Origin of the sequence: cyanobacterium endosymbiont of Epithemia clementina EcSB (genome assembly GCF_029919255.1) — a bacterium.
Lineage (GTDB): Bacteria > Cyanobacteriota > Cyanobacteriia > Cyanobacteriales > Microcystaceae > Rippkaea.
Genome location: NZ_CP123991.1, coordinates 246736 through 269826, shown reverse-complemented (window position 1 = coordinate 269826; position 23091 = coordinate 246736). Strand labels below are relative to the sequence as shown.

At 34.3% G+C, this 23091-nt stretch carries 18 protein-coding genes and 2 pseudogenes; 16 read left to right on the top strand and 4 right to left on the bottom strand.

Going from position 1 to position 23091, the window contains the following annotated elements:
* The first annotated feature begins 432 nt into the window (after window positions 1-432).
* From P3F56_RS00880 to P3F56_RS00830, 12 genes and pseudogenes are all read left to right on the top strand, one after another.
* Entirely contained in the window at window positions 433-2841 is a 2409-nt protein-coding gene (locus tag P3F56_RS00880; RefSeq protein WP_281152894.1) for a GH116 family glycosyl hydrolase, read from the top strand.
* 747 nt (window positions 2842-3588) lie between these two features.
* Entirely contained in the window at window positions 3589-4113 is a 525-nt protein-coding gene (locus tag P3F56_RS00875) for a DUF4168 domain-containing protein (protein ID WP_281152893.1), read from the top strand.
* Window positions 4114-4730: 617 nt separating this feature from the next.
* Window positions 4731-4850: a glycogen/starch/alpha-glucan phosphorylase gene (locus P3F56_RS00870; protein ID WP_281152892.1), complete on the top strand. Its 120-nt coding sequence runs from the start codon at window positions 4731-4733 to the stop codon at window positions 4848-4850.
* Window positions 4851-5020: 170 nt separating this feature from the next.
* A complete protein-coding gene (locus tag P3F56_RS00865; RefSeq protein WP_281152891.1) occupies window positions 5021-5335 on the top strand; it encodes a glycogen/starch/alpha-glucan phosphorylase in 315 nt (104 codons plus the stop codon).
* 163 nt (window positions 5336-5498) lie between these two features.
* Window positions 5499-5579 carry a glycogen/starch/alpha-glucan phosphorylase gene (locus P3F56_RS10365; protein ID WP_281153661.1) on the top strand — a complete coding sequence of 27 codons (81 nt, stop codon included), beginning with the start codon at window positions 5499-5501 and terminating at the stop codon, window positions 5577-5579.
* Window positions 5580-5673: 94 nt separating this feature from the next.
* Window positions 5674-6171: pseudogene (locus P3F56_RS00855) on the top strand (glycogen/starch/alpha-glucan phosphorylase).
* The gene (locus P3F56_RS00850; RefSeq protein ID WP_281152890.1) at window positions 6168-6299 is read left to right on the top strand and encodes a glycogen/starch/alpha-glucan phosphorylase; all 132 of its coding nucleotides are present in this window, start codon (window positions 6168-6170) and stop codon (window positions 6297-6299) included. Before P3F56_RS00855 ends, P3F56_RS00850 begins: the two are co-directional and overlap by 4 nt.
* A gap of 50 nt (window positions 6300-6349) precedes the next feature.
* A pseudogene (locus P3F56_RS10360) lies at window positions 6350-6430 on the top strand (hypothetical protein); the annotation flags it as partial.
* A 254-nt stretch (window positions 6431-6684) separates the two neighbouring features.
* Window positions 6685-7173, top strand: coding sequence for a DUF4168 domain-containing protein (locus P3F56_RS00845; protein ID WP_281152889.1), 489 nt, complete (start codon window positions 6685-6687; stop codon window positions 7171-7173).
* Window positions 7174-8249: 1076 nt separating this feature from the next.
* A complete protein-coding gene (petN, locus tag P3F56_RS00840; RefSeq protein ID WP_044105772.1) occupies window positions 8250-8339 on the top strand; it encodes a cytochrome b6-f complex subunit PetN in 90 nt (29 codons plus the stop codon).
* Window positions 8340-8693: 354 nt separating this feature from the next.
* Window positions 8694-9704 (top strand): tryptophan--tRNA ligase, encoded by a 1011-nt coding sequence (trpS, locus tag P3F56_RS00835; RefSeq protein WP_281152888.1) that lies wholly within the window; start codon window positions 8694-8696, stop codon window positions 9702-9704.
* Window positions 9705-9745: 41 nt separating this feature from the next.
* Window positions 9746-10657 carry a methylenetetrahydrofolate reductase gene (locus P3F56_RS00830; RefSeq protein WP_281152887.1) on the top strand — a complete coding sequence of 304 codons (912 nt, stop codon included), beginning with the start codon at window positions 9746-9748 and terminating at the stop codon, window positions 10655-10657.
* A 714-nt stretch (window positions 10658-11371) separates the two neighbouring features.
* Here the strand turns inward: P3F56_RS00830 and tyrS are convergent.
* Together tyrS and P3F56_RS00820 are read right to left on the bottom strand one after the other, a co-directional pair.
* Window positions 11372-12595 (bottom strand): tyrosine--tRNA ligase, encoded by a 1224-nt coding sequence (tyrS, locus tag P3F56_RS00825; protein ID WP_281152886.1) that lies wholly within the window; start codon window positions 12593-12595, stop codon window positions 11372-11374.
* 138 nt (window positions 12596-12733) lie between these two features.
* A complete protein-coding gene (locus P3F56_RS00820) occupies window positions 12734-14143 on the bottom strand; it encodes a hypothetical protein (protein ID WP_281152885.1) in 1410 nt (469 codons plus the stop codon).
* Between the two features lie 1579 nt (window positions 14144-15722).
* Here P3F56_RS00820 and P3F56_RS00815 point away from each other — a divergent pair.
* Window positions 15723-16319 (top strand): L-threonylcarbamoyladenylate synthase, encoded by a 597-nt coding sequence (locus P3F56_RS00815; RefSeq protein WP_281152884.1) that lies wholly within the window; start codon window positions 15723-15725, stop codon window positions 16317-16319.
* Window positions 16320-18095: 1776 nt separating this feature from the next.
* Here P3F56_RS00815 and P3F56_RS00810 read toward each other — a convergent pair.
* The gene (locus tag P3F56_RS00810) at window positions 18096-18584 is read right to left on the bottom strand and encodes a GNAT family N-acetyltransferase (protein WP_281152883.1); all 489 of its coding nucleotides are present in this window, start codon (window positions 18582-18584) and stop codon (window positions 18096-18098) included.
* Window positions 18585-18891: 307 nt separating this feature from the next.
* Between P3F56_RS00810 and P3F56_RS00805 the strand changes: the two genes are divergently transcribed.
* Window positions 18892-19593 carry a C40 family peptidase gene (locus P3F56_RS00805; RefSeq protein WP_281152882.1) on the top strand — a complete coding sequence of 234 codons (702 nt, stop codon included), beginning with the start codon at window positions 18892-18894 and terminating at the stop codon, window positions 19591-19593.
* Window positions 19594-19669: 76 nt separating this feature from the next.
* Here the strand turns inward: P3F56_RS00805 and P3F56_RS00800 are convergent, their stop codons facing one another.
* A complete protein-coding gene (locus tag P3F56_RS00800) occupies window positions 19670-21073 on the bottom strand; it encodes an amidase (RefSeq protein WP_281152881.1) in 1404 nt (467 codons plus the stop codon).
* A gap of 261 nt (window positions 21074-21334) precedes the next feature.
* On the opposite strand from P3F56_RS00800, the gene petC reads away from it, so the two are divergent.
* On the top strand, window positions 21335-21877 hold the full coding sequence (petC, locus tag P3F56_RS00795) for a cytochrome b6-f complex iron-sulfur subunit (RefSeq protein ID WP_281152880.1): 543 nt from the start codon (window positions 21335-21337) through the stop codon (window positions 21875-21877).
* Between the two features lie 64 nt (window positions 21878-21941).
* A complete protein-coding gene (petA, locus tag P3F56_RS00790) occupies window positions 21942-22928 on the top strand; it encodes a cytochrome f (protein ID WP_281152879.1) in 987 nt (328 codons plus the stop codon).
* Window positions 22929-23091 lie beyond the last annotated feature (163 nt).

The following is a 23091-nucleotide window of genomic DNA, read 5'->3' as shown; positions in this document are numbered from 1 at the left end:
GAGAGTTATTCTCAATACTTGAGGAATAAAGGGCGAAATGGGCACATTTTTGGTGAATATTCCATTTATTTTAGACAAATGTCTTTAATCGTTAAAGTATTTTCCACAATTAGAAATATATTGTTTGTTATAAAAAAATTACAAATAAGTTTAGTCATTTTGTCTGATGGATAAGAGTTTAATAATCTATAGGTTTGTTACAATGGCCATCAAAAGCTATTCATTGTCTAAATGACTAGTGGAGACCGTTCCAGGAGAAAGTACTTTTAGAGCTTCGGACAAAAGACTCTAAACCTTTATCCCACATTTTTCTCATCAACTAATCAAGTATGTTCGGATTTCTTTTCCAGTTTGTCTTTGACTATAGATGTTGAAATTTATAGCCGATTAATAGCATTCAGAACATAACTTTAACAAGTTAAGATAAACTTTATGAAAACACCATGTCCTCTTCCCAAGATTCCTCCTTGTACTTGGAAACGTCCTATCGGCAAAGGATGGGATAAACCTTACACAGTACGAAGAGTTAGTAATTTAGACGATGGGCCAAACCATGGGATGCCTCTCGGTGGGTTCGGCGCTGGTTGCATTGGCCGTTCCCCCCATGGTGACTTCAACCTCTGGCATTTTGATGGGGGTGAACATACATTCGGTAGTATTCCCGCTTGTCAGTTTAGCGTCTTTGAACAATCCGAAGAGGAAAATTCTCAAGCTTATGCTCTGTGTACCCAACCTCCCGAAGATGGAACTTTATCAACTTGGAATTGGTATCCTACGGAAAAAGGGACTTATCACGCCCTTTATCCTCGCAGTTGGTACGAATACAAAGGTGTATTTCAAATTAAGCTAGTTTGTGAGCAATTTTCTCCAATTATTCCGAATAATTATCAGGAAACGAGCTACCCTTTAGCTATCTTTGAATGGACTGCTCACAACCCCACGGACAAACCTATTACCCTCAGCATCATGTTAACATGGCAGAACATTGTAGGATGGTTTACAAATACTATTAAATCTCCTGAAATTAGCGTTAGAGACGATGGTAGCCCTGAATATAGATATCAACCCCGATGGGAACAGAGTGAGGGGAATTTTAATCAATGGGTGCGGGATAACTTTAGTGTTGGGTTCATCCTCAACCACATTCAACTCCAGACTCAAGTGCGAGAAGGGGAAGGACAAATTTGCATTGCTAGTGTGACTAATCCCAGTGTCGAGGTTTTTTATCTAGGAAAATGGAATCCGAAGGGAGATGGTTCAGAAGTTTGGGACGATTTTTCTCTAAATGGATCTTTACCAGATATCGAAGACGAAACCCCAGCCGAACCTGGAGAACAAATTGCCGCGGCCATGACTATCCGGTTTACTATTCGTCCTGGGGAGACTAAGAAAATTCCCTTTATTTTAGCCTGGGATTTTCCTGTCACAGAATTTACTCAAGGAGTAGAATATTATCGTCGCTACACTGACTTTTTTGATCGCAATGGTAAGAACGGTTGGGCAATAGTTAGAACAGCTTTAAAAGATTTTAATGTTTGGCATAAAAGGATAGAAGAATGGCAGTGTCCTATTATTGAAAGGAACGACTTGCCCGACTGGTTTAAAATGGCTTTATTGAATGAATTATATTTACTTACTGATGGAGGAACTTTATGGACAGCCGCCTCAGAAAATGATCCAATTGGGCAATTTGGTGTACTTGAATGTCTAGACTATCGTTGGTATGAAAGTCTGGATGTTCGATTGTATGGTTCCTTTGGATTAATGATGCTTTGGCCAAGTATAGAAAAGTCAGTTTTAGAAGCATTTGCTAGAGCAATTCCCACCTATGATGACACCCCTAGAATTATTGGTTACAACCAGGCAAAAGCAATTAGAAAAGCCAAAGGGGCAACTCCTCATGATTTAGGCGCTCCTAATGAACATCCCTGGGAAAAAACCAATTATACTAGCTATCAAGATTGTAATTTATGGAAAGATTTAGGCAGTGATTTTGTCTTGCAAGTGTATCGAGATTATTTATTAACACCAGGCAAAGATAAAGAATTCTTAAGAAAATGTTGGCCGGCAATTGCAGAAACTTTAGCCTATTTAAAAACCTTTGATTTAGATGGTGATGGTATACCCGAAAATTCCGGTGCACCTGATCAAACCTTTGATGATTGGCAATTACAAGGAATAAGTGCTTATTGTGGCGGGTTGTGGATAGCAGCCCTGGAAGCGGCTATTAAAATAGGTGAGATTCTCTTAGAAAATTCTCCAATAAATCTAGAGTCAGAACGAAAACTGGTCAGTGATTATCTCAAAAATTACAACTATTGGTTACAACAATCTCGGTCAATTTATCATAAAACTCTATGGAATGGAGAATACTATCAACTCGACAGTGAAAGTGGTTCTAATGTGGTAATGGCAGATCAATTGTGTGGTCAATTTTATGCCCGTTTATTGGGATTGCCTGACATAGTTGAAAATCAATATATCGAGTCAACCTTAAACAAGGTTTATGATGCTTGTTTTTTGAAGTTTCAAGAAGGAAAATATGGGGCAGCAAATGGCATGAAGCCCGATGGAACTCCTGAAGATCCTAGTTCAACTCATCCCCAGGAAGTGTGGACAGGAATTAACTTTGGCTTAGCGGCATTTCTAGTACAAATGGGACGCAGAGATGAGGCATTGAAGTTAACAGAAGTAGTGGTTAAACAAGTGTATGAAAATGGCTTACAATTTCGTACGCCTGAAGCCATAACGGCTGTCGGAACTTTTCGTGTATGTCATTATCTACGAGCGATGGCTATTTGGGGAATTTATGGAGTATTAACTAATTTTAGCTCTTTATAGTCCTTTTCTAGGGTTAGCAATGCTACCCTATTATCTAAAGTTTAGTAGAACTGTCAAATTTGATTGATTCTGCAAGACCTTAAAGTTTAACAAATAAATATTTTTATTACTGTTAACCAGGGTATTTAAATCCTAGCTCTAGGAAGTAAAGTTATCTTCCTGTATCAGAGCTAAAAAAATATAAAAAATTTCTAAATACTTGTTGACAAAGTGTTTTTAAAAATTATTTTGATTCAGATTGCCATTAATTTTATTAAAATAACAGGCATTGAATCTGATGCTTAAATTTTGCTTTGAAAATCAAGAGGGTTTCTCAGAATAAAATTTATTAATGACTAAATTATAAATATCTACTAATAGATAGATAACAGATATTAACTAAATTTAATTATCCTAAATTGGTTGATATTAACATTAAAAATATCGATCAAATATATTGAATTAGCCTGAGATTATAAATTCAGGATAAAACTACGGTAATCTAGATAATCTATTCAACTAGATAATGATAAATGATTTATTTAATTTGTAACAGGAGTGGTCTTTTATGTAAGAGAAGATTTATTCAATAAGATCAAACTAAGAAAAAATAAAAATATTTTTGACTTTTCTACATCTTTTCTCTTTTTTTGAACCAAGAGTTGTTAAAATCAATAGAACTCTTTCCATTATCCATGAATAGAGGACAAAAGAACTATCTGAGATTAACGGATAGCCACAAATTTATATTTTTAAGGAAATCATACAATGTTTCAAAAACTGCTTTTGGGAGAGTTTATCGGAGTGTTACCTTTATTATTGGGAGTAGGAGGACTTCCAACGTGGAGTCAAACTGAGAACTATGTATTAGGAAGTGCATTTAAACAGATAACTGAGGGATATACGATAGCTCAAACTTCTACAAATCCCACTGTAAAAGACTTGGAGAAATTCGCTCTAATTGTCAAAAAACAACGGAGTCTAGCCCAAGAAACTAAACAGAAAATGCTTAAAGTCCTCGAAAGTGAAGGATTAAGCAGACAACGTTTTCGAGAAATTGCTCAAGAAAAGAGTGACACAGGAGCGTCTATAGGGAACTTCTCAGATGAAGATCTTAAAAAGTTCGAGAACGTTTTTCCCGAAGTCAAAAAAATTGCCCAAGAAGATCTACTCAGACAACGGGAACTGGTCAAATCTCAAGGATTTACCATCCAGGAGTTCAATGCGATCGCCACTAAAGTTCAAAATAATCCTTCTCTACAACGAGAAGTCCTCAAACTCATGAAAAACTAAATCTAGTTTGAGTTTACCAACATTTCATTGGCATACTATACCATTATCGTTTTTGATTTGACTGGGAAGTATGTCAGTATATTTATCAATAATACGAATTTTCAATCATTAATTTAGAAATAAATATTTAATAATTTAACGTACATTTTTCTTTCTCCTTAAGTTTAATAAGGAGAAAGAGATTTCTTCAAGAACATTCTAGAAACAACACATTTTAAACTGAGAATCATGTATCGTCTAATAAAAAAGATAACAAAAGACTAATGAATGCATCTTTACAGAGAGAATCCGCGATAGAAAATAAGCACACTGGATTAGAGATAGAAACTCTTCGATAAGCGCTCCTCGATAATATTTTTCATATGTTAGAGAACATTGTCAGCTATTGCGACAATAAATAATTTTTATATGGCATTGGTTTATACTGTCCGTCATTATCTCCTTCAACGTTGGTTGAATACGGTCCAAATTAATTTTTGAAAATGTCAAAGTCGTCTGCTACCTATTAGCATAATTTCTAGTTAGTCCCCATTTTAAGTAACAATTTTATTAACCTAGACGTTGAAAAATATATTCGCCAAACAGTAGAAAAATTATAAATAAATTTTCGAGAATTAATGTATTCGGGGAAAGAGCCAGGAGTAGGGAATGGGGAATTAGGGAGATTAGCTGCTTGTTACATGGACTCTTTATTAAGTCTAGAAATTCCAGCTATTGGCTATGAAATTCGCTACTAATTTGGGATTTTAACGAAGAAATTCGCGACGCTTGGCAAGTTTAAATTACTGAATAAATAACTACAACATGGTAATCTCTGGGAAGTCGCCCGTCCTGAAGCCTCAGTTACCGTTAATTTTGAAGGTCATACAAAACTCTATACTGATGAGTATGAAACCTACCGAGTCTATTGAATTTTGACCATGTGGTTAAAGGAATTCCTTACGACACCCCGGTTTTAGGGTACAAAGTTAACACAGCAAACACCCTACAGTTAGGGAAATCAGAAGCCTGTAAATTCTTTAAGTTTCAACGCTTTAACTTAGGATACTACTACGGAGCAGCAATAGGAAGGTTAATTCGGAAAACATCAGTAAAGTTCTTTATCCTAAAGATGAACCAATTCAAGGGAAAAAATGACGGCTACAACAGCAATATTTTTTATCTCCTGTTCTCTACAGGATATGATTTGCATTCATTTGAGAGAAAACCCCAACTTAGATAATTTTAATGCACAATGGGTAGCTTAACTAAATGATACCCATCCTGCTGTGAAAGCAGCTAAGTAAATGGGTTGTTGGTAGATATTCATAATTTATGATTAAGCTCAAGCTTGGGAGACCGTCTAAAATACTTTTGGTTATACCAACCATACTCTATTACCTAAAGTGTTAGAAAAATGGCCATTGAGTATTATTAGTCGATTACTTCCTCGATTTATGGAAATTATCTACGAAATTAATCAATAATTTCTCAAGCGTGTCCAAATTAAATTTTTAGGTAACGCTGAAAAACTGTCTAATCCTTCTCTTATCGATAGAAGTAGGGAAAAAATATGTCTGTATGGCTAATTTAACTTGTGTTGGTTCCCATATGATTAATAGTGTTGCATCCCTACATTCAGAATTGCTTAGAGAAACCGTATTATGCGATTTTCATAAATTGTTCCCCGAAAAATTTATAAACGTTACTAACGAAATCACTCCTAGTCGTTGGATGGTTCAAAGTAACCCCAGACTAACCAAATTGATTAAAGAAAAAATCTGTAAAAATTAGATTAAACATCTCAATGAATTACGGAAATTAGAAGAGTTTATAGATGATCTGTCTTTTTGTCATCAATAGCGAGCAGTCAAGCGCACAGTAAAACGTTATTTTGCTAATTACATCCAAACAAAATTGAGAATTTAAGTTGATCCGACTTCTTTATTTGATGTTCAAGTTAAGCGCGTTTATGAATACAAACGTCAAGATTTGAATAGCTTACACATCATTACTCTTTATAAAAGTCTCAAATATGATCTCAATTTAGATGTTGTCCCTCTTACTTTCTTACTTTGATTTTAAGTGGTAAATTTACTTCAGAATATTTAATAGCTAAGCGGATTATTAAGTTAATTACATCGGTAGGGGATGTGGTAAATAATGATCCTGGTGATAGCCTAAAAGTTATCTTCCTTCCTCATTAAATAATGTCACCCTAGGACAGCGGTTTTATCCAACAGCTGATTTATCCAAACAAATTTCTATCGCTGGGCAAGAAGTATCACGAATAAGTAATATGAAATTTTCCCTTAAACAACAGTGTCATCAAGATTGACTAGAAGACGAACTAGATATAGATAATAAAATTTTAGCAATACAAGCGATACAATTTTATCAGGACCTAAATCTAGGAATTAACCATACCATCGGAGATTACAATCTCAAAAATTTGACATATAGTCATCATAGCTCGACAATACAACTGATCACAAGCTAGTGACTTGCAATTTTTAGGATGACTGTGTTAACGTTTGAAGAAAATCGGGACTTTTATATATTTCTCAACAATCAATAAAGTGAATTTATCTAATGCTTAAACTAATTCTAGTCGGAGGAGTTGCAGGAGTTTTGTACTTATCTGTATCTTTGCCTGTCCATGGTCAAATTGAAGCTAGAACCACCCAGTTTTTTGAAGCTGAGCATTCAGAAATTAGCCCCTTAGAACTGAGACAATTTGCTCAGGTACTACAACAATTTCAAGCAATTGACTATAGAACCCAACAAAAAATGGCAATGGCAATAAAAAAAGGGGGACTAAGTTACGAGCGATTTATGGAAATTGGACAAAGTCAGAATAACTATAACTATGCAGCTGGAGTTCAGGCTTCACTAGAAGAACTAGAGAAATTCCAGAAAACCGTAAGTGAAGTAGAAGAAATTATTGTCAATACAGAACAAAAAAAAGAGCGCGTGATCCAGTCTCAGGGATTAGCAATCAAGCGTTTTCGGCAGATTGAGACTATCATATCCCAAGATAGTAAATTACAAGAAAAAGTACAGCAGATGGTGGGTAATTAAATCTTGCTCATAACTCAGCAAGATTTTTCGTGTATTTTAGGACAAACTAATGAGTGTGTCTCATTTGTGTACTACGAAGACTTTTAAAAAATTGGTTCCATAAATATTAAGTAGATAGACTTAAATAAGTCTAAAATAGAAAAATAGTTAAAAAAAAGTAGTTTCTAGATATTAGCTTGTCTCAAAGTTCAGCTAACATAATTAGAAAAGCGAGAACTTTCAGATTCGAACTGCAACCTAAAAATTCTTTCCATAACAAGAAAAAGAGCAATAATTTTATATTTAAATCCAATAGGATAGAAATTTAAAGGGATTAAAGATTGGGTGAAACTGTCATAAAATACAATGAGAAAAATAATGTTAATATATCAATGATAATTGATATATTAAGTACGAGAGTCTTTTCTTCTGAAGAAGAATAAGTGGTTAATCTTCATGATAGTAAAACTGTTAGAAATGCGTTATCCTCTGTTGATGTAGTTTAGTTAAATTATAAAAAATTTTAAATTATTTCATCTTCTAGTTAAGAAGATTTTAAAAAGTCTATAGTTTTCAATCGAATCAATCTTGAAAATTAAGTAAAAAATATAATTACTGAATGATAAGAAGTAAAATTAAGATAAAAACGAGTAATTATAAATTTAAAGAATACTCTTGATTGCTAACAAATTTGATTAAACTCAGTTTAATCAAATTTGCAGACATTTTTACGAGAATTAATTTCTAAACTAACTTAAAAGCTATAACTATCTAATCTTTGAGATAAGAATTGTTATTGAAGCAAATAATGTAACAGTAAGTAATAACATACGAAAATTTACTCAACAAAGTGATTGGCAATTTTAACTTCACTATTAAAAATTTTAAGGAGTCTAATTTAAGAAAAAAGTAATTAATTATCCTGACTATCTAGTAATTTCCGTAAAAGTGATCAATCCTAAACTCCCTGTCTTGAGCGATTTAAGACATTCTAAGTCCGACATTTATCTCCCATGATCTTCCACAACTTCACCTAATAGAAGTATTATAGAATCTGTAATTTTGAACAAGTGCATTAGTCACAGACATAAACAACTATGGATATTTTAGCTCTCGGTTGGGTTGGTATTTTAGCTTTGTTTACCTGGTCTCTAGCAATGGTTGTATGGGGTCGTAATGGTTTCTAAACAGTGGAGACAACGCCTATTTTCAATGCACTTTTGGTTGCTTTAGGCTTGCTGATCCTGGTTAGTGGCCATAATGCCACTAACCAGCGTTATAGAGTGACATAATCACCGCCGTTAAGATCTAAATAAACAAACAGGGTGATAAATCAATCAATTAGGGGAGTGAGAATTGATTTCCCTAATATTTTAACTACCAAGTAATTTTCTTTGGTCTGTGTATATTTTTGTCTTTGACGATTAAGGTACCTAAATGATAGGGACAGGGTTTCAGTTTAAGAATTTAGGCATGCCTTCGAGTTGTAGATAATTATTATGATGAAGAATAAGCTATAACCGTTAACAGCATAATCAAAAATGGGCAAACAAAGAGTATTATCAGGGGTTCAACCCACAGGAAATCTACATTTAGGTAACTATTTAGGAGCAATTAGCAATTGGGTACAGATTCAGCAAAATTACGATAATTTTTTCTGTGTAGTGGACTTACACGCCATTACGATTCCACATGACCCTCAAACTTTAGCCCAGGATACCTATACGATTGCCGCTCTTTACTTAGCCTGTGGTATCGATTTGGAACACGCGACTATCTTTGTCCAGTCCCATGTAACAGCCCATAGCGAACTGGCTTGGCTACTAAACTGTATTACCCCTCTCAATTGGCTAGAACGAATGATACAGTTCAAGGAAAAAGCAGTTAAACAAGGGGAGAACGTTAGTGTTGGCTTACTTGACTACCCAGTATTGATGGCTGCTGACATTCTTCTGTACGATGCTGATTGCGTTCCTGTAGGAGAAGATCAAAAACAGCATTTAGAATTAACCCGCGATATTGCCACCCGTTTAAATGATCAATTTGCGACTCCTGAAAACCCTGTGGTTAAGGTCCCTGAACCTTTAATAAGAACTGAAGGTGCGAGAATTATGAGTTTAACAGATGGTACGCGTAAAATGTCCAAATCTGATCTCTCGGATATGAGTCGCATAAATCTATTAGACCCTCCCGAATTAATCAATAAAAAAATTAAACGCTGCAAAACTGACCCTATTCAAGGTTTAGAATTTGACAATCTAGAACGTCCTGAATGTAACAACTTATTAAAATTGTACGGTTTATTATCAGGGAAAACAAAAGAACAAGTAGTTTTTGAATGTCAAGGAATGGGGTGGGGAAAATTTAAACCTATACTAAGTGAAACAACAGTAGAAGCTCTTAAACCTATTCAAGTAAAATATCAAGAAATTATGGATAATAAAGACTATTTAGAATCGGTTTTGAAAGGAGGAAAAGAAAAAGCTGAAGCCGTTGCCAACCAAACTTTAGAACGAGTTAAAGTAGTTTTAGGATATTTAGTCTCCTTTTAAAAACTACATAAAAACCCTTAATTCTATTCGTCACTATTCTCATGATCAATCGTTTTCGACAAGCTGTTCAAAACAAAGAATTTCTAATTACTGCAGAAGTGACTCCTCCCAAAGGAGGAAATCCTGTCCGTATGATAGAGATGGCCCAAAAACTTAAAGGGAGAGTTCATGGGGTTAATGTAACTGATGGGAGTAGGGCTGTCTTGCGAATGTCTTCCATGGCAGCTTCAGCCTTGTTGTTGCAATATGGAATAGAACCTATTTGTCAGATGGCTTGCCGTGATCGCAATGTAATTGGCCTGCAAGCAGACTTAATGGGGGCTTATGCTCTAGGATTACGCAATGTTCTGGCGTTAACTGGTGATCCAGTTAACGCAGGCGATCACAAAAAAGCAAGAGCAGTATTTGAGTTAGAATCTGTTCGGCTACTCAAAATGATTGATAATCTTAATCGTGGGGTTGATTTTAATGATCAATCTCTTCCCGATGATCCTCTAGATTTATTTGCTGGGGCAGCAGTTGATCCTCAATGCCCCAGTTGGTCTGGCTTACAACGAAGATTCGAACGAAAATTAGCAGCAGGAGCACAATTTTTTCAGAGTCAATTAATTACAGATTTTGAGCAATTAGATAAGTTTATGAACCAAATAGCTGCAGGAACTGGTAAACCAATTTTGGCGGGAATTTTTCTCTTGAAATCAGCTAAAAATGCTAATTTTATTAACCGTAATGTTCCTGGAGTAAAAATTCCTGAAACAACTGTCCAAAGGTTGGCTAATGCGGATGATGCTTTGCAAGAAGGAGTTAAAATTGCTGCCGAACAAGTGCAATTGGCTAGAGAATTATGTCAAGGAGTTCATGTTATGGCTGTTAAACGCGAAGATTTGATTCCTAAGATTTTAAATTTAGCAGGAGTTTCTCCTATTTCTTTAGAACAAGCTGTTATTAATTAATTTAATGGAAATTCTGGAGAAAGAATGAATCTCTAGAATTTTTCCAAAAACTTACATTTATTTTTCTAAAATGTTACACATCTCCAAAAATTAATTAATGTAAGTTCTCATACTGGTGAACTACAAAGTTGTTACTTCTGAGACAGAAGGGATGTGTTAAGTAGACAAGTATAGATAAATATGACACTTAATTTTATCTTGGTAAATGTAGATTAATCTATACAAGTGAAATGATTAAAATACTTTCACTTGTTCTCATCTTTTCGATACTATTTTTTTATCTCTTGATTAAATACTTCTTTGACTTCTTTGGCTGCAGCATTTTTGCCTAAAAACGCTATTTTAGGTACTAAATCAAGAATATTAAAGTATAAAATCTATAGCCCGAGAGAACGAGCTAATAAACCTTTATATTGAGAGCAACTGCACCTGTATAGTTCAATTCACCTTTTATCTATTAACCATTAAAATCTCATATCTATGATTAAAGTAGAATGTCAATAGATAGAAAACTAGATGACAGTCTCTAAATATTTAAGTTAAGCTTTTTTTATTTAACTATTTCCTAATTGATTTGATCCAGAAGCTATCCTATTTTGATTTATTTCTGGAAACTTATTTATATTAAGAAGTAATAAAATAGGTAAGAGACGAGAAAGTTTGGGAATAAAGAAGGACAAAGGAGCTATAAAAACCAGATTTTACGTCAATCGTTCAAATTAACCTAACAAATTTTTTCTTCCCTACTTGCAATATTTTTCCTTGGAGTTCTTCGACAGTTTCAAAACTTAAGTTAACATCGGTAACGCGATCACCATCTAAACGAACTGCACCCCCTTGAAGTTGTCGTCTTCCTTCTCCACTACTGCTACATAATCCACTAGCATTCAAAATATAAAATAGTTTTGCAGGAAATTCTACTCCAGAGAGGTCATATTCAGCTACGATATCTATCGAGGTTCCATTCCTTTTTTTTACTAACTCTTCGGCAGTTTTTTGGGCAGTTACAGCAGCTTCTTTTCCATGGAATTGAGAGACAATTTCAATCCCTAATTGTTTTTGACAGTCCCTTGGATTTTTAGGTAAATTATCTAAAGGTAATTTAGTTAATAACTCAAAATAACTTCTAATCAAAGTATCTGGAATCTTTTCTAACTTTGAATACATCGACAACGCATTTTCTTTTAACCCAACATAATTATTGAGGGATTTAGACATTTTTTGATGGCCATCCGTCCCAATTAAAATAGGTAATAATAAACCAAATTGAGGAGGTTTTCCAAAGTATCTTTGTAAGTCTCTTCCTACAGCAATATTAAATTTTTGATCCGTCCCCCCTAATTCTACATCTGCATCGATCATCACTGAATCATAACCCTGCATTAATGGATACAAAAATTCATGGAGAAAAACGGGATTTTCTTGTTTAAATCTTTCTGCAAATCCTTCTTTAGCTAACATTTGTCCCACGGTCATTGTGGCTAATAATTCTTGAATTTTAGTTAAATTTAATTCCTTTAGCCATTCAGAATTGTAGTGGATTTCTAATCGTCCTGGGGTCTCGAAATCAAGAATGGGAGACAATTGTTCTAAATAGTTTCTAGCGTTCTCCTGAACCTGTTCGGGTGTTAATTGCTTCCTAACTTCTGATCTTCCTGTCGGGTCGCCAATTTGTGCTGTGAAGTCTCCTATAATTATTACAGCAGTATGGCCAGCATCCTGAAACGCTCTTAACTTTCGAAAAGGAATACTATGGCCTAAGTGAATAGTCGAACCTGTAGGGTCAATTCCTAGCTTTACCCTAAGGGGATGGTCGCACTTTTTTAGGTATTGTTCAAGGTTTTCTTCAGAGTTATCTGAATTGGGTTGATGGGGGAAGATTTCATGAGTTCCTCTATACAACCAAGCTAAGCTTTTAGAAGGGATAACAGGAGACATCTGCAATTAAAAGTTACTGAAATTTTATTTTACATGATAACTGACCATTAATTCACTAGGGTTAAAATTTACCGTTATAATTAACAATTTAAAGTAAATAATCAAATATCTTTAGGTTGAAGAATCATCAATTAATGACTAACGATTAAAAATATGATTTATAAAGTAAGGAATCGCAAACAATTGATTATGCAAAACTTGTCTGATGGTAACAGCATCTTCTGAAGGAATCATTCCTGATTCGTATTGTAGAATTAATAAGGTATTCCATCCCATTAAAAATAGAGTTACCCCTACTCCAAGTAATCGTGATCTCTTGCAGGATAAATTATCCCAAAAAGCTGCTAATCCCCAAACAAAAATTAAACTACAATTTGTAAACATTCTTCCCCCAAAACTTGAGCCTTGCCACCAACACCACCAAGAAGCAACTAAATAAACTTGTAATCCAAAAACCAGTAAAAAACTTGTTACTAACATTGGTGATTTTCTATAGGCTAAAATTAAGCCAATGATGCTTAAAAATAATACAGGGTGCCAAAAAAATAGCCCACGATGTCCCGAAAATAAAACATTACTAATTTGGGGTTGAATCCAGTTAAAGCTGGACTCATACCCTTCTGCGCTCCCTTCTTCCAGATAAGGAATTTTTAAGAAATTACTATACTGCCATTGATAGATAAAAATTTGAGGAAGTTGCATTAAACAAGCTACCAACCCTATGACAGCTAATGAAGTAATATCTGGTAATTTAATAATCTTTGTCCAGGGATTATTAATACCAATTTTGTTAGCTTTAATGACTCCATTAATTATATTCCAGACAATCATGATAATAGGAACAATAGCAAACAAAATATTCTGAGGACGAACAAATGCTGCCAATCCCAAAACTAGTCCTAATAAAATTTGTTGAGGGCGTTGTTTTACCCAAACTGTAGAAATGCAAACATAGAGAAAAATAGAAATTAAAAATTGAGAAACAGCATGAGACATAGAAACTTCTAGGGTAAGGTAAAAACTCAAAGGAGAGGCAAACCAAATACCTGCTACAGCTAAGACAGAAGCGGTCTGACTAAAAAATAATCTAGCGGCTTTATAGCAAAAAATTAGTCCAACAATACCTAATGTAATACTGCCTAGGCAGTAGAATAATTCATAGCTCCAAGTCAGTCCATTCGGGTCAATTTCTGCCCCCAAAGCATTTGCAATTAAAGTTGCAAAATGTCCGAGGACAAAAAAGGGAGATAGCATTAATCCTAAACCCAAAGTATATTTACTGTATTGGGGAATAGCTTTATCTACGCGAGCACCACCACCAAAATTAGATACAGAATGAGATAAATATTCATATTCGTCATTAATTTGAAGATTACCGTCAAAAATCAAAGAACGTAGAGGTGTATAATACCCTATCCCATCTCCGTATACCCCAAACCCTATTAAAGTGAAATTCAATAGGAAAATTGCTAGAGTAATGACAACTCCCACCCAAAATAATTTTGTTACCCAACTCTTTCCTCGATTTTGATCGGTCCAGTTAATCATCTTCACATCCTAGCTAAATTGTTCTGTGATTCAGTTATAGATGATACCTGCTCAGGTATACGCTTTTGTTGTTTTCGGGAATAGAAACTAGATGAGGTTGTAATGAAGAAACGATAGTTATACCGTACCTGTAATGTAAAATTTACTTTTGAAGAGAAGAGAATAGAAAATATATTTTAACTTTCTAGTTTTCTGAAAAGACTAATAATTAGTCTACTCTACTCTTTTAATCAAGTGAGAATTATTTCTGCTAATCTTTCTGATCATGCTACTAGTTTTTTAGATCAAATTGTATGAGTTTTGTTCTTTATTAACTAAACCTTATTCTATGAAAAAGAGTTCGATATATTCTATGTTATCTTGTCTTCTGTATTTTTTTCTTTAATCGATTTTAATATCAATATTATCGAGTTAATATCTCGCCTTTTATTGGTATTTTTATTTTTTATAATCACTGCAATATTATTAAGTGGTTTGTTTGAGCAATCTATGTTACTCAAGCTGAATAAATATTTAGTAAAGTATTTATCTATTTTAGGGTTAAAATTTAAACTCTTATTTGTCGTAAAAAAGACACGATAAATCAGGTATAAACTATTAGATAGTAATAAATTAAAAGTAGATTTTAAACCAATTAAATTAATTTTTACGATTAATTCTCCTATTAATAATTAATCTTTTTATTCCCAACTTTCATTCCCTCACTGTCTGATACAGACGTAACTTTTACAGACGTAACTTTTTTCTAGTATTTTAATTCTCATTCTCTATCAATTAGGATTTATCACAATTGATAGAGTTAGTCATTGATTCTTTCGGTTCAATGTCCTAACCTGCTATAATCGTTCTGTAAACTAGTGTTATTGTTGGTTAGTCTCTTTGCGTAGTAATGAAAAAAGTAGAACAGTCTTACAGAGTGTTGGGATTAGGAATAAGTGCATCCCTTAAAAAGATTAACCAAGCTTATCGAAGTTTGGTATTTATTTGGCATTCTGATTGTCTGTCGAAAGATAATTAACAGTTAATGGAACAGTTAATTGCTAAAGCGGTAGCCAAACTCCAAGAATTTAATTACACCTGCAAACGGACTAAATCTCATCAATCTGATAGATTTTTTTCTAAACAAGTTAATCCTACTATTACAAAGCAAAAAAGACCTTATACTTGCCCCTCTAATTATTAGACTCAAAACTCCTATGTTCATAGTCATAAAAATTGCATTCAGTATTATTGAACTCCCCTCAGTTATCTCAACGCTCCTATTATCGTGACTCAATAGAGGTTGGTTTATAGGGTGTTGATGTAAAAGAAAAGGATTTATCAAGACGTAAATTAATCTATACAAATTTGAGCTACGCGGATTTAAATGATATTCTTTGTGTATAAAGTAAATTTAGAAAGAGCAAATTTATTTTGCGAAGACTTATTTTAGACAAATTTATTATCAGCTAATTTGCTTCAAGCTAATTTACAATAAGTCAATTACAATAAGTAAATTTAAATGGAGTAATTCTACCAACCTAATAGGGGAGTTTTTCAGAAAACTCTAACAAGTTTATAGTAGTTACTTTTGGAAAAAATGCCTAAAGTTTGCAAATCTCAATTAATTAAAGTCGTAAAAACTGGTCAAGTGATAAGTTTTCCTACAGATACCGTTCCTGCTCTGGGGGTTTTACCTGAAAGTGCTTCCCTGATCTTCTCTCTTAAAAAACGCTCCCCCGACAAACCCTTAATTTTAATGGGAGCATCTCCTGAAGATCTGTGGCAATATGTCAAAGGAACTACTCAAGAATTAGATGTTTGGCAACAAACAGCTCAACGTTATTGGCCCGGATCATTAACTTTAGTATTACCTGCTTCGCCTCTAGTTCCAGCAATAATTAATCCTACTAATTCAGGTACTATTGGTATTCGTATTCCTAACCATAAAACTGCCCAAGAAATTTTGGCAAAAACGGGATGTTTAGCTACTACTAGTTCTAATCTATCAGGACATCCTCCCTTAGAAACTATGGGAGAGATTGCAGCAACTTTTATTAATGTTTATACTCTAGATGATAGCAACTTAACTTCTGAAGAAAAATATGCAAGTGGAACTCCCTCAACTATTGCAAAATGGACAGAAAAAGGGTGGATAATTTTACGTCAAGGGAACGTCTTTATTAAGGAAGAATAAACCCTCGAATAGATTATAGCTTTTTATAAGCTTATTACTAATAATGGGCTTATAAAAAGTTATAATTGCTGCGTGTATAGCAGTTATAGCAGATTTTATATTTGAGTTAAATTATACTAAATTCAATATTTTACCTAATTTATACTTTTGAATCAAATACTTTACTCAGTTTAATCAATGATTATAAATTCAGAGAAAACTTATCGTCATTGATTAATTGTTAAATTAACCCGAAAAATATACTAAATAACAACTTGTATTTGTTATGGTTAAACTACTAGCAAATTTTATCAAAAAAATGAATTAACTAATATATTTACCCTGTGTAGAATAAGTAATCTATCTCAAGATAGCTTGTCATAAAATGACATGTAATTAATATTTAAATAATTTACATAAAAAGTTAATTTTTAAAATTAACATAATCTAGAGGATGTAGAATAAAATTTATTGAAGATGTCTTAAATAGTTACATCAAAAATGTGATTCCAATAAATGGAGTAAGTAAACAAGAAATAGAAACAATATTCAACGATTTATGTCAAGACTTACACTTGAAAAAAATTCAGAAATTAAAACGATTGGTAATTGATAAAATTACTATAATTGAAGTACAGTAAAATTATTATCTAATGTTAGTTAATTTATATAAAGAGGTGAGTCTAAGGATTAGAGAGACAAAAAAATATAAAGAGCTAATAAAATAGCTAAAAGCTAAAAAAGAGATTATCTTATCGTTCAAAAAGACAAATATATAAAAAAAGTGAAGCAAAGAACAAAAGCCCAACTAAACCAAGTGTATAGAATGTCTATATTTTGTGAAATATATCAACTAAAGTATAACTACATAACAATTTTTTATGAAAACTAAAACTGACTATCAGTACGATTAAAATCAGTTAATTCTTATCGAAGAGATTCTTTTTTATACGGATAAAATCTAAAAAATAGCGTAAACTATAAATAATAAGTTAAAGTTTATTAAGATAAGAATTTATGAATTTTATATATATAAAGTCTTTTAACCTAGCATTTTGCTGGTTAATCTTACATTACAAGTTTGTTATGAATGCGATTATTTTTGATAATTACAGTGTCTATTTCTTCATTCTTATGGTATAAGAAACTATTTCAGTTTTTTAGGATATAGATTAATTTTCCTATCAACTTTTGTTCTTTGCTGTTTCTAACCATTTTTCTAAAAAAAATCTGGATTCATTCCTTCAGAAGTTAATTTAACTTTTCTCTTTTTTAAGGTCTTATACAATTGTCAAATATTATGATTTCTTTATTTTTTATGAGAGCAGTTTAAAATATTTCACATTTTTTCTACTTCGAGTTATTTCTCTTTCGTCTTTTGGATAAAACTACAATTCTTCTTTTTATTAACAAATAGATCTATATTTTTTTATAATTATATTCTGTTATAGTTCCATCCAATTTGTATTTTTTTACCTTCCATTTTTTATTTGAACATAAAATTTCTGTTTTTGTTCTCACTCTAAAAAAAATTAGGTTGCGAGTCAACCTTAATGGTGTTTGCTCATCTAATTTTGTTAACTAAATTTTTAGGCGAACTGCTATGTAGCGCTATTTAGTAATAGTACTTTTTCAACTACTTTTCTATTTTGGACGTATTCAAGCTCACCTACTTAATAGCTAATAAACAAAGTTTACTACAATTACTTTATTATACATAGTTGATATGTGAATTACTGTTGCAGAATAAAGAGTATTAAAAGTAATAAACTCCTACTTTAAAATTTTCGGAAAAGATTACCCAAATACTTGTTCCGATCCATTTAGCATATACTCAAAAGATTCTCCACCCAGAGATAGAGAATTAATTTCATAAGTGTTCTGCAATACCATAGTGGTCGACTTATTTTCCTGAAAGCCAATGCGTTCATAAAACTTTCGTTGGTAAGTCGTCATTAAATAAACTCGTTCAACCCGGCACATCAACGGATGACTTAAAGCCGTTTCTACTAACTTGCGTCCTAGACCTAATCCTTGGTATTCTGGGCAAATAAGAACATCCCAGATAGTTCCCCGATAAATCCCATCAGATATCCCTCGACAAAAGCCAATCATTCTTGTTGTATCCCAAACAGTAACGATTGGATTACTGTTTGCCAGTGCAATCCCTAAATCTTCAAGAGTTCTTTCTCTTGCCCAAAAGGCTACCTCGTTGAACAATGCTTGAAGTTGTACAAGATCAACTTTAGCTCTGTCGATAGAAAAATTAATGTGACGACAATCCATCTTGAATAATTCCTAACGGGTATTTAGAGATTAATTTGAAGTCAAAAGTCATAGACATGCTTAGAATGTACTTAACTCTTTTCTGATACACACAGTAAATCGTAGCTGATTTTTATAAAAAATCAGCTGCCTATTGTTTTCATATCCTGACATAAGTTGTCTGTGGATAAATACGTGGACTTGTGTTAAAAACTATTATTAAGAAACTAAGATTTTGACTATTTCTTGTTGTTTTGTCTTGTCTTTAACTTCAATAGTGTCTCATCTACATTTTTAAATAAATTAATTTTTTTGTTTGTTTCAAATTATGACTTTCCTTAACTCTCTACTTCCTTCAGTCTGCGGTGAATATTGTAATCATACTCCTTTAAATTTATTTAATTCTTCTCAATGTCAAGAATTAGCTACTCAAGCAGCTACTGGAAGAAATTTCACCGTTTTATTCAAAACTGCCACTGAGAAAGCTGTTCAAGTTTGTTTGAGAGAAGACAACTATTTAGCATGGCTGTCCCTAACTCAACTATCAGCATTAAAACCTGTGAATGAACCTTATAATCCTATTATTTTTTACCGTAATGACATTGCGCCTCGTTTAGGAGAAATTATTGCCTTTACGAAGGTGGCTATGGAACAACCTAATTATTATTTATGGGGGGGAACTATTGGACCAAATTATGATTGTTCAGGGTTAATACAAAGAGCTTTTGCAGTATCAGGAATCTGGCTGCCGAGAGATTCTTATCAACAAGAAGCTTTTACGAAAAGAATTAAAAAAGAAGAACTTTTAGCTGGAGATTTAATTTTTTTTGGGCAAAAACAGGTAAACCATGTTGCTCTTTATCTAGGACAAGGGTATTATATCCATAGTTCTGGTAAGGAAACGGGCAGAAATGGTATTGCGATAGATCCTTTTTCGGAACAAGGGGATGAAATTAGTCAGAGATATTATAAAAATTTCTGGAGTTGTGGGCGCGTCATGAGAAGTTATAGTAATTCTTTGACAGCTTAGATCCTTTTAGACAAAACTTATTTTTGTCTTTGTGAACTAAATTACAATTAGTAAGTAAATTGGATAGAGCGTTAAACTATAATTCAATCATTTTAAATGAAGGGCGATCAGTCATTTGTTCTAATTGCGCTGCCACCCGAATTAATGTTAATTCATCGGCAGGTTTTCCAATTAATTGAACTCCTACTGGTAAACCTTTTTTATCTTGTCCCATCGATAAAGTAATTCCTGGTAAACCACTCGCATTACAAGGAGGACAAGGAGCAATCCATTTAACAATATTCTCTACGACTTCTTCTGGAGATAAATTAGCCCATTCTCCTACCTTAATCGGTTGTTGTAGATAAACAGGTAAAACCAATAAATCAAAACGATCAAAAAAAGCAACAATTTGCCGTGAAATAATTTGCATTTGATGAACTGCTTGTAAATATTTTCCTGTCATTTTTGCCTGTTCTCCTAACCACTGATTAATGGGACTTAATACTTTTAAAGGAACTCCAGACGCTAAAACTCCTGCTTGCCAAATTTGCTTAAAAGGATTGGTTAATTCCTCAAAATTGGGACAGCTAGGTTCCACCTCATGTCCCATTTCTGCTAATAATTTAACTGTCTTATGAACTGCTTCTTTGATAACTACTTCAGCTTCAGGAAACGGGTAGATTTTAGTCGCAAAGGCAACTTTAAGAGGAACTGAAGATTGACGAGTAGCTGCTAAAAAAGAAATTTTAGGGGATACCAACCAATAAGGATCTCCTGTCACATAGCCGGCCATCACGTCTAATAACGCTGCTGCGTCAGCCACTGTTCTCCCTAATGGGCCGTGGGTTGAGATCCCACTTTGAAAGTCCCCTACGGGAGCATTAGATACTCGACCTCTAGAAGGTTTAATCCCTACCAACCCACAACAAGCAGCCGGAATACGGATTGATCCCCCTCCATCCGATCCTTGAGCAATGGGGCATAATCCGGCTGCTACAGCAGCAGCCGCTCCACCACTCGATCCTCCCGCCACATAATCTCGATGCCAAGGGTTACGAGTTGGAGGAAACCCTGGAGGTTCTGTATAGGGAAAAGAACCCAATTGAGAAGTGGCTGTTTTACCTAGGACAATAAATCCTGCCTCTTTGATTCGCTTTACCACCTCATCATCATAATTTACAATGTTATTTTTGAAGACAGAAATTCCATAGCTCAAAGGCATTTGTGCAACAGCATTAAGATCTTTAATTGCCGTAGGAACTCCAAAAAAAGGAGGAAGAGCATTAATCTCTGAAGTCTGGGCTAATTGTTCCGTTTTAGCTTTAGCGTCGGCCATAGCTATGTCCCCTGCTATAGTGAAAAAACTGCCTAACTGGGGGTTATATTGTTGAATTCGATTAAGGTAAACTTCAGTTAATTCTAGAGGAGAAATTTGACGAGTGCGAATTAATTTGGCTAATTCTAGGGCAGGGGTAAAAGCTAAATCAAGAGAATTCATTATCTTGGTATTAATTACTTGACGGCCAAATTTACTAAGTTTTTTGGGCAAATTTCTGCCATAATTTAAAACGGACTTGTAATCTGTTTTCAAAGCAAGGATACAACTGTATGGCTTGATGATGCAACTTGAGTTCTCTGTAAAAGTGTCCTCAATTTGGCTCAAGGTTGCTACTATACCCTTTCTAAGCAGCACAGACGAGTAACTCCTGATTCCTAGTGATTAGAAGTATCAGCAAACGTAGACAAATAACAATTGGTTATGACTCAAGTATCTGGTTCGTCCGATGTCCCCGATATGGGACGTCGCCAATTCATGAATCTATTGACTTTCGGAACAATTACCGGCGTAGCAGCTGGGGCATTATATCCGGTGGTTAAATATTTCATTCCCTCTTCTAGTGGTGGGACTAGTGGTGGTGTAACGGCTAAAGATGCTCTTGGTAATGATGTCATTGCCAGCGAATTTTTAGCAACTCACAACCCAGGTGATCGCGTTCTAGCCCAAGGGTTAAAAGGCGATCCTACTTATATCGTAGTTGAGGAAGATAAAACTTTAGCCAACTATGGAATTAACGCTGTTTGCACCCATTTAGGTTGTGTTGTTCCTTGGAACACTAGCGAAGAAAAATTTATCTGTCCCTGTCATGGCTCCCAATACGATGCCCAGGGAAAGGTCACGCGCGGGCCTGCTCCCTTATCATTAATACTGGCCCATGTCAATGTTGATGACAACGACAAAGTAGTTTTTAGCACTTGGACAGAAAAAGATTTTCGAACTGATGAAAACCCCTGGTGGGTATAATTCGGTCAATTGTCTCGATCCTTGGTAACGTTAACATTTAAGATTTGAGTGGTTTGACTTAGCAATGAGAACACCCGATTTCTCGGCAATTTGGCAAGCAAGTAAGCAGGTTACGATGCATATCATTTTGATTGCTTGTGCTACTTTTGCCCTCTATATTTTTAACGATGTTGCTTTTCCTCAAGGGGCTGCTGCCTATCCTTTCTGGGCGCAAGAAACAGCTCCAGAAACCCCTAGAGAAGCAACTGGACGTATTGTTTGTGCCAACTGTCATTTAGCAGAAAAGGCTGCTGAAGTAGAAATTCCTCAGTCGATCCTACCCGATACTGTTTTTGAGGCAGTGGTTAAAATTCCCTACGATTCCAATTCTCAACAGGTGTTAGGAGATGGATCCAAAGGTAGTCTAAATGTGGGGGCTGTCCTCATGTTACCTGATGGGTTTAAGATTGCTCCATCTGATCGCATTCCTGAAGAAATGCAAGAAAAGATCGGAGGACTCTACTTCCAACCCTACAGTGAGGACCAAGAAAACGTGGTTCTTGTTGGACCTTTACCTGGAGATCAGTATCAAGAGATTATTTTTCCTGTTTTATCTCCTAATCCTGCCACGGACAAAACCGTAAACTTTGGCAAATATTCTGTTCACTTAGGAGCTAACCGCGGTCGTGGTCAAATATATCCCAACGGGGAATCTAGCAATAATAACGTTTTTAAAGCATCTCAAGCTGGAAAGATTTCCGCTATTAGTCAAAATGAGGCTGGCGGTTATACTGTTACATTGACGACGACTGATGGTGATGTAGTAGATACAATTCCTGCAGGTCCTCAGTTGATTGTTTCTAAAGGACAACAAGTAGCAGCAGGAGAAGCCCTCACTAATAATCCTAATGTTGGTGGTTTTGGGCAAAAAGATACGGAAATTGTTTTACAAAGTCCAACACGAGTTAAGTGGTTATTGATCTTCTTAGCAGGGATTATGTTAGCTCAAATCCTGCTAGTTCTTAAGAAGAAACAAGTCGAAAGAGTTCAAGCAGCCGAGATGAAATTCTAAGCTTTTTTGTAACTTTTTCAAAAGTTTTATAAGTTTAGATGGACAGGAAACTAGCCTGTCCATTTTGTTATGTTGTTTATACTACACTAGTCTAAAGAATAGACTTGAACTCTAAATAGAGAAACTAAAAAGAAGGAGTAGTAACCTATTAATTAAATCTGTA

Coding starts and splice junctions, on each gene's coding strand:
- P3F56_RS00810 (WP_281152883.1), bottom strand. CDS start 18,584: ATGGATTGTCGTCACATTAATTTTTCTATCGACAGAGCTAAAGTTGAT.
- petC (WP_281152880.1), top strand. CDS start 21,335: ATGACTCAAGTATCTGGTTCGTCCGATGTCCCCGATATGGGACGTCGC.
- P3F56_RS00830 (WP_281152887.1), top strand. CDS start 9,746: ATGATCAATCGTTTTCGACAAGCTGTTCAAAACAAAGAATTTCTAATT.
- P3F56_RS00880 (WP_281152894.1), top strand. CDS start 433: ATGAAAACACCATGTCCTCTTCCCAAGATTCCTCCTTGTACTTGGAAA.
- P3F56_RS00800 (WP_281152881.1), bottom strand. CDS start 21,073: ATGAATTCTCTTGATTTAGCTTTTACCCCTGCCCTAGAATTAGCCAAA.
- P3F56_RS00815 (WP_281152884.1), top strand. CDS start 15,723: ATGCCTAAAGTTTGCAAATCTCAATTAATTAAAGTCGTAAAAACTGGT.
- petA (WP_281152879.1), top strand. CDS start 21,942: ATGAGAACACCCGATTTCTCGGCAATTTGGCAAGCAAGTAAGCAGGTT.
- P3F56_RS00820 (WP_281152885.1), bottom strand. CDS start 14,143: ATGATTAACTGGACCGATCAAAATCGAGGAAAGAGTTGGGTAACAAAA.
- trpS (WP_281152888.1), top strand. CDS start 8,694: ATGGGCAAACAAAGAGTATTATCAGGGGTTCAACCCACAGGAAATCTA.
- P3F56_RS00805 (WP_281152882.1), top strand. CDS start 18,892: ATGACTTTCCTTAACTCTCTACTTCCTTCAGTCTGCGGTGAATATTGT.
- P3F56_RS00845 (WP_281152889.1), top strand. CDS start 6,685: ATGCTTAAACTAATTCTAGTCGGAGGAGTTGCAGGAGTTTTGTACTTA.
- tyrS (WP_281152886.1), bottom strand. CDS start 12,595: ATGTCTCCTGTTATCCCTTCTAAAAGCTTAGCTTGGTTGTATAGAGGA.
- P3F56_RS00870 (WP_281152892.1), top strand. CDS start 4,731: ATGTATTCGGGGAAAGAGCCAGGAGTAGGGAATGGGGAATTAGGGAGA.
- P3F56_RS00875 (WP_281152893.1), top strand. CDS start 3,589: ATGTTTCAAAAACTGCTTTTGGGAGAGTTTATCGGAGTGTTACCTTTA.
- petN (WP_044105772.1), top strand. CDS start 8,250: ATGGATATTTTAGCTCTCGGTTGGGTTGGTATTTTAGCTTTGTTTACC.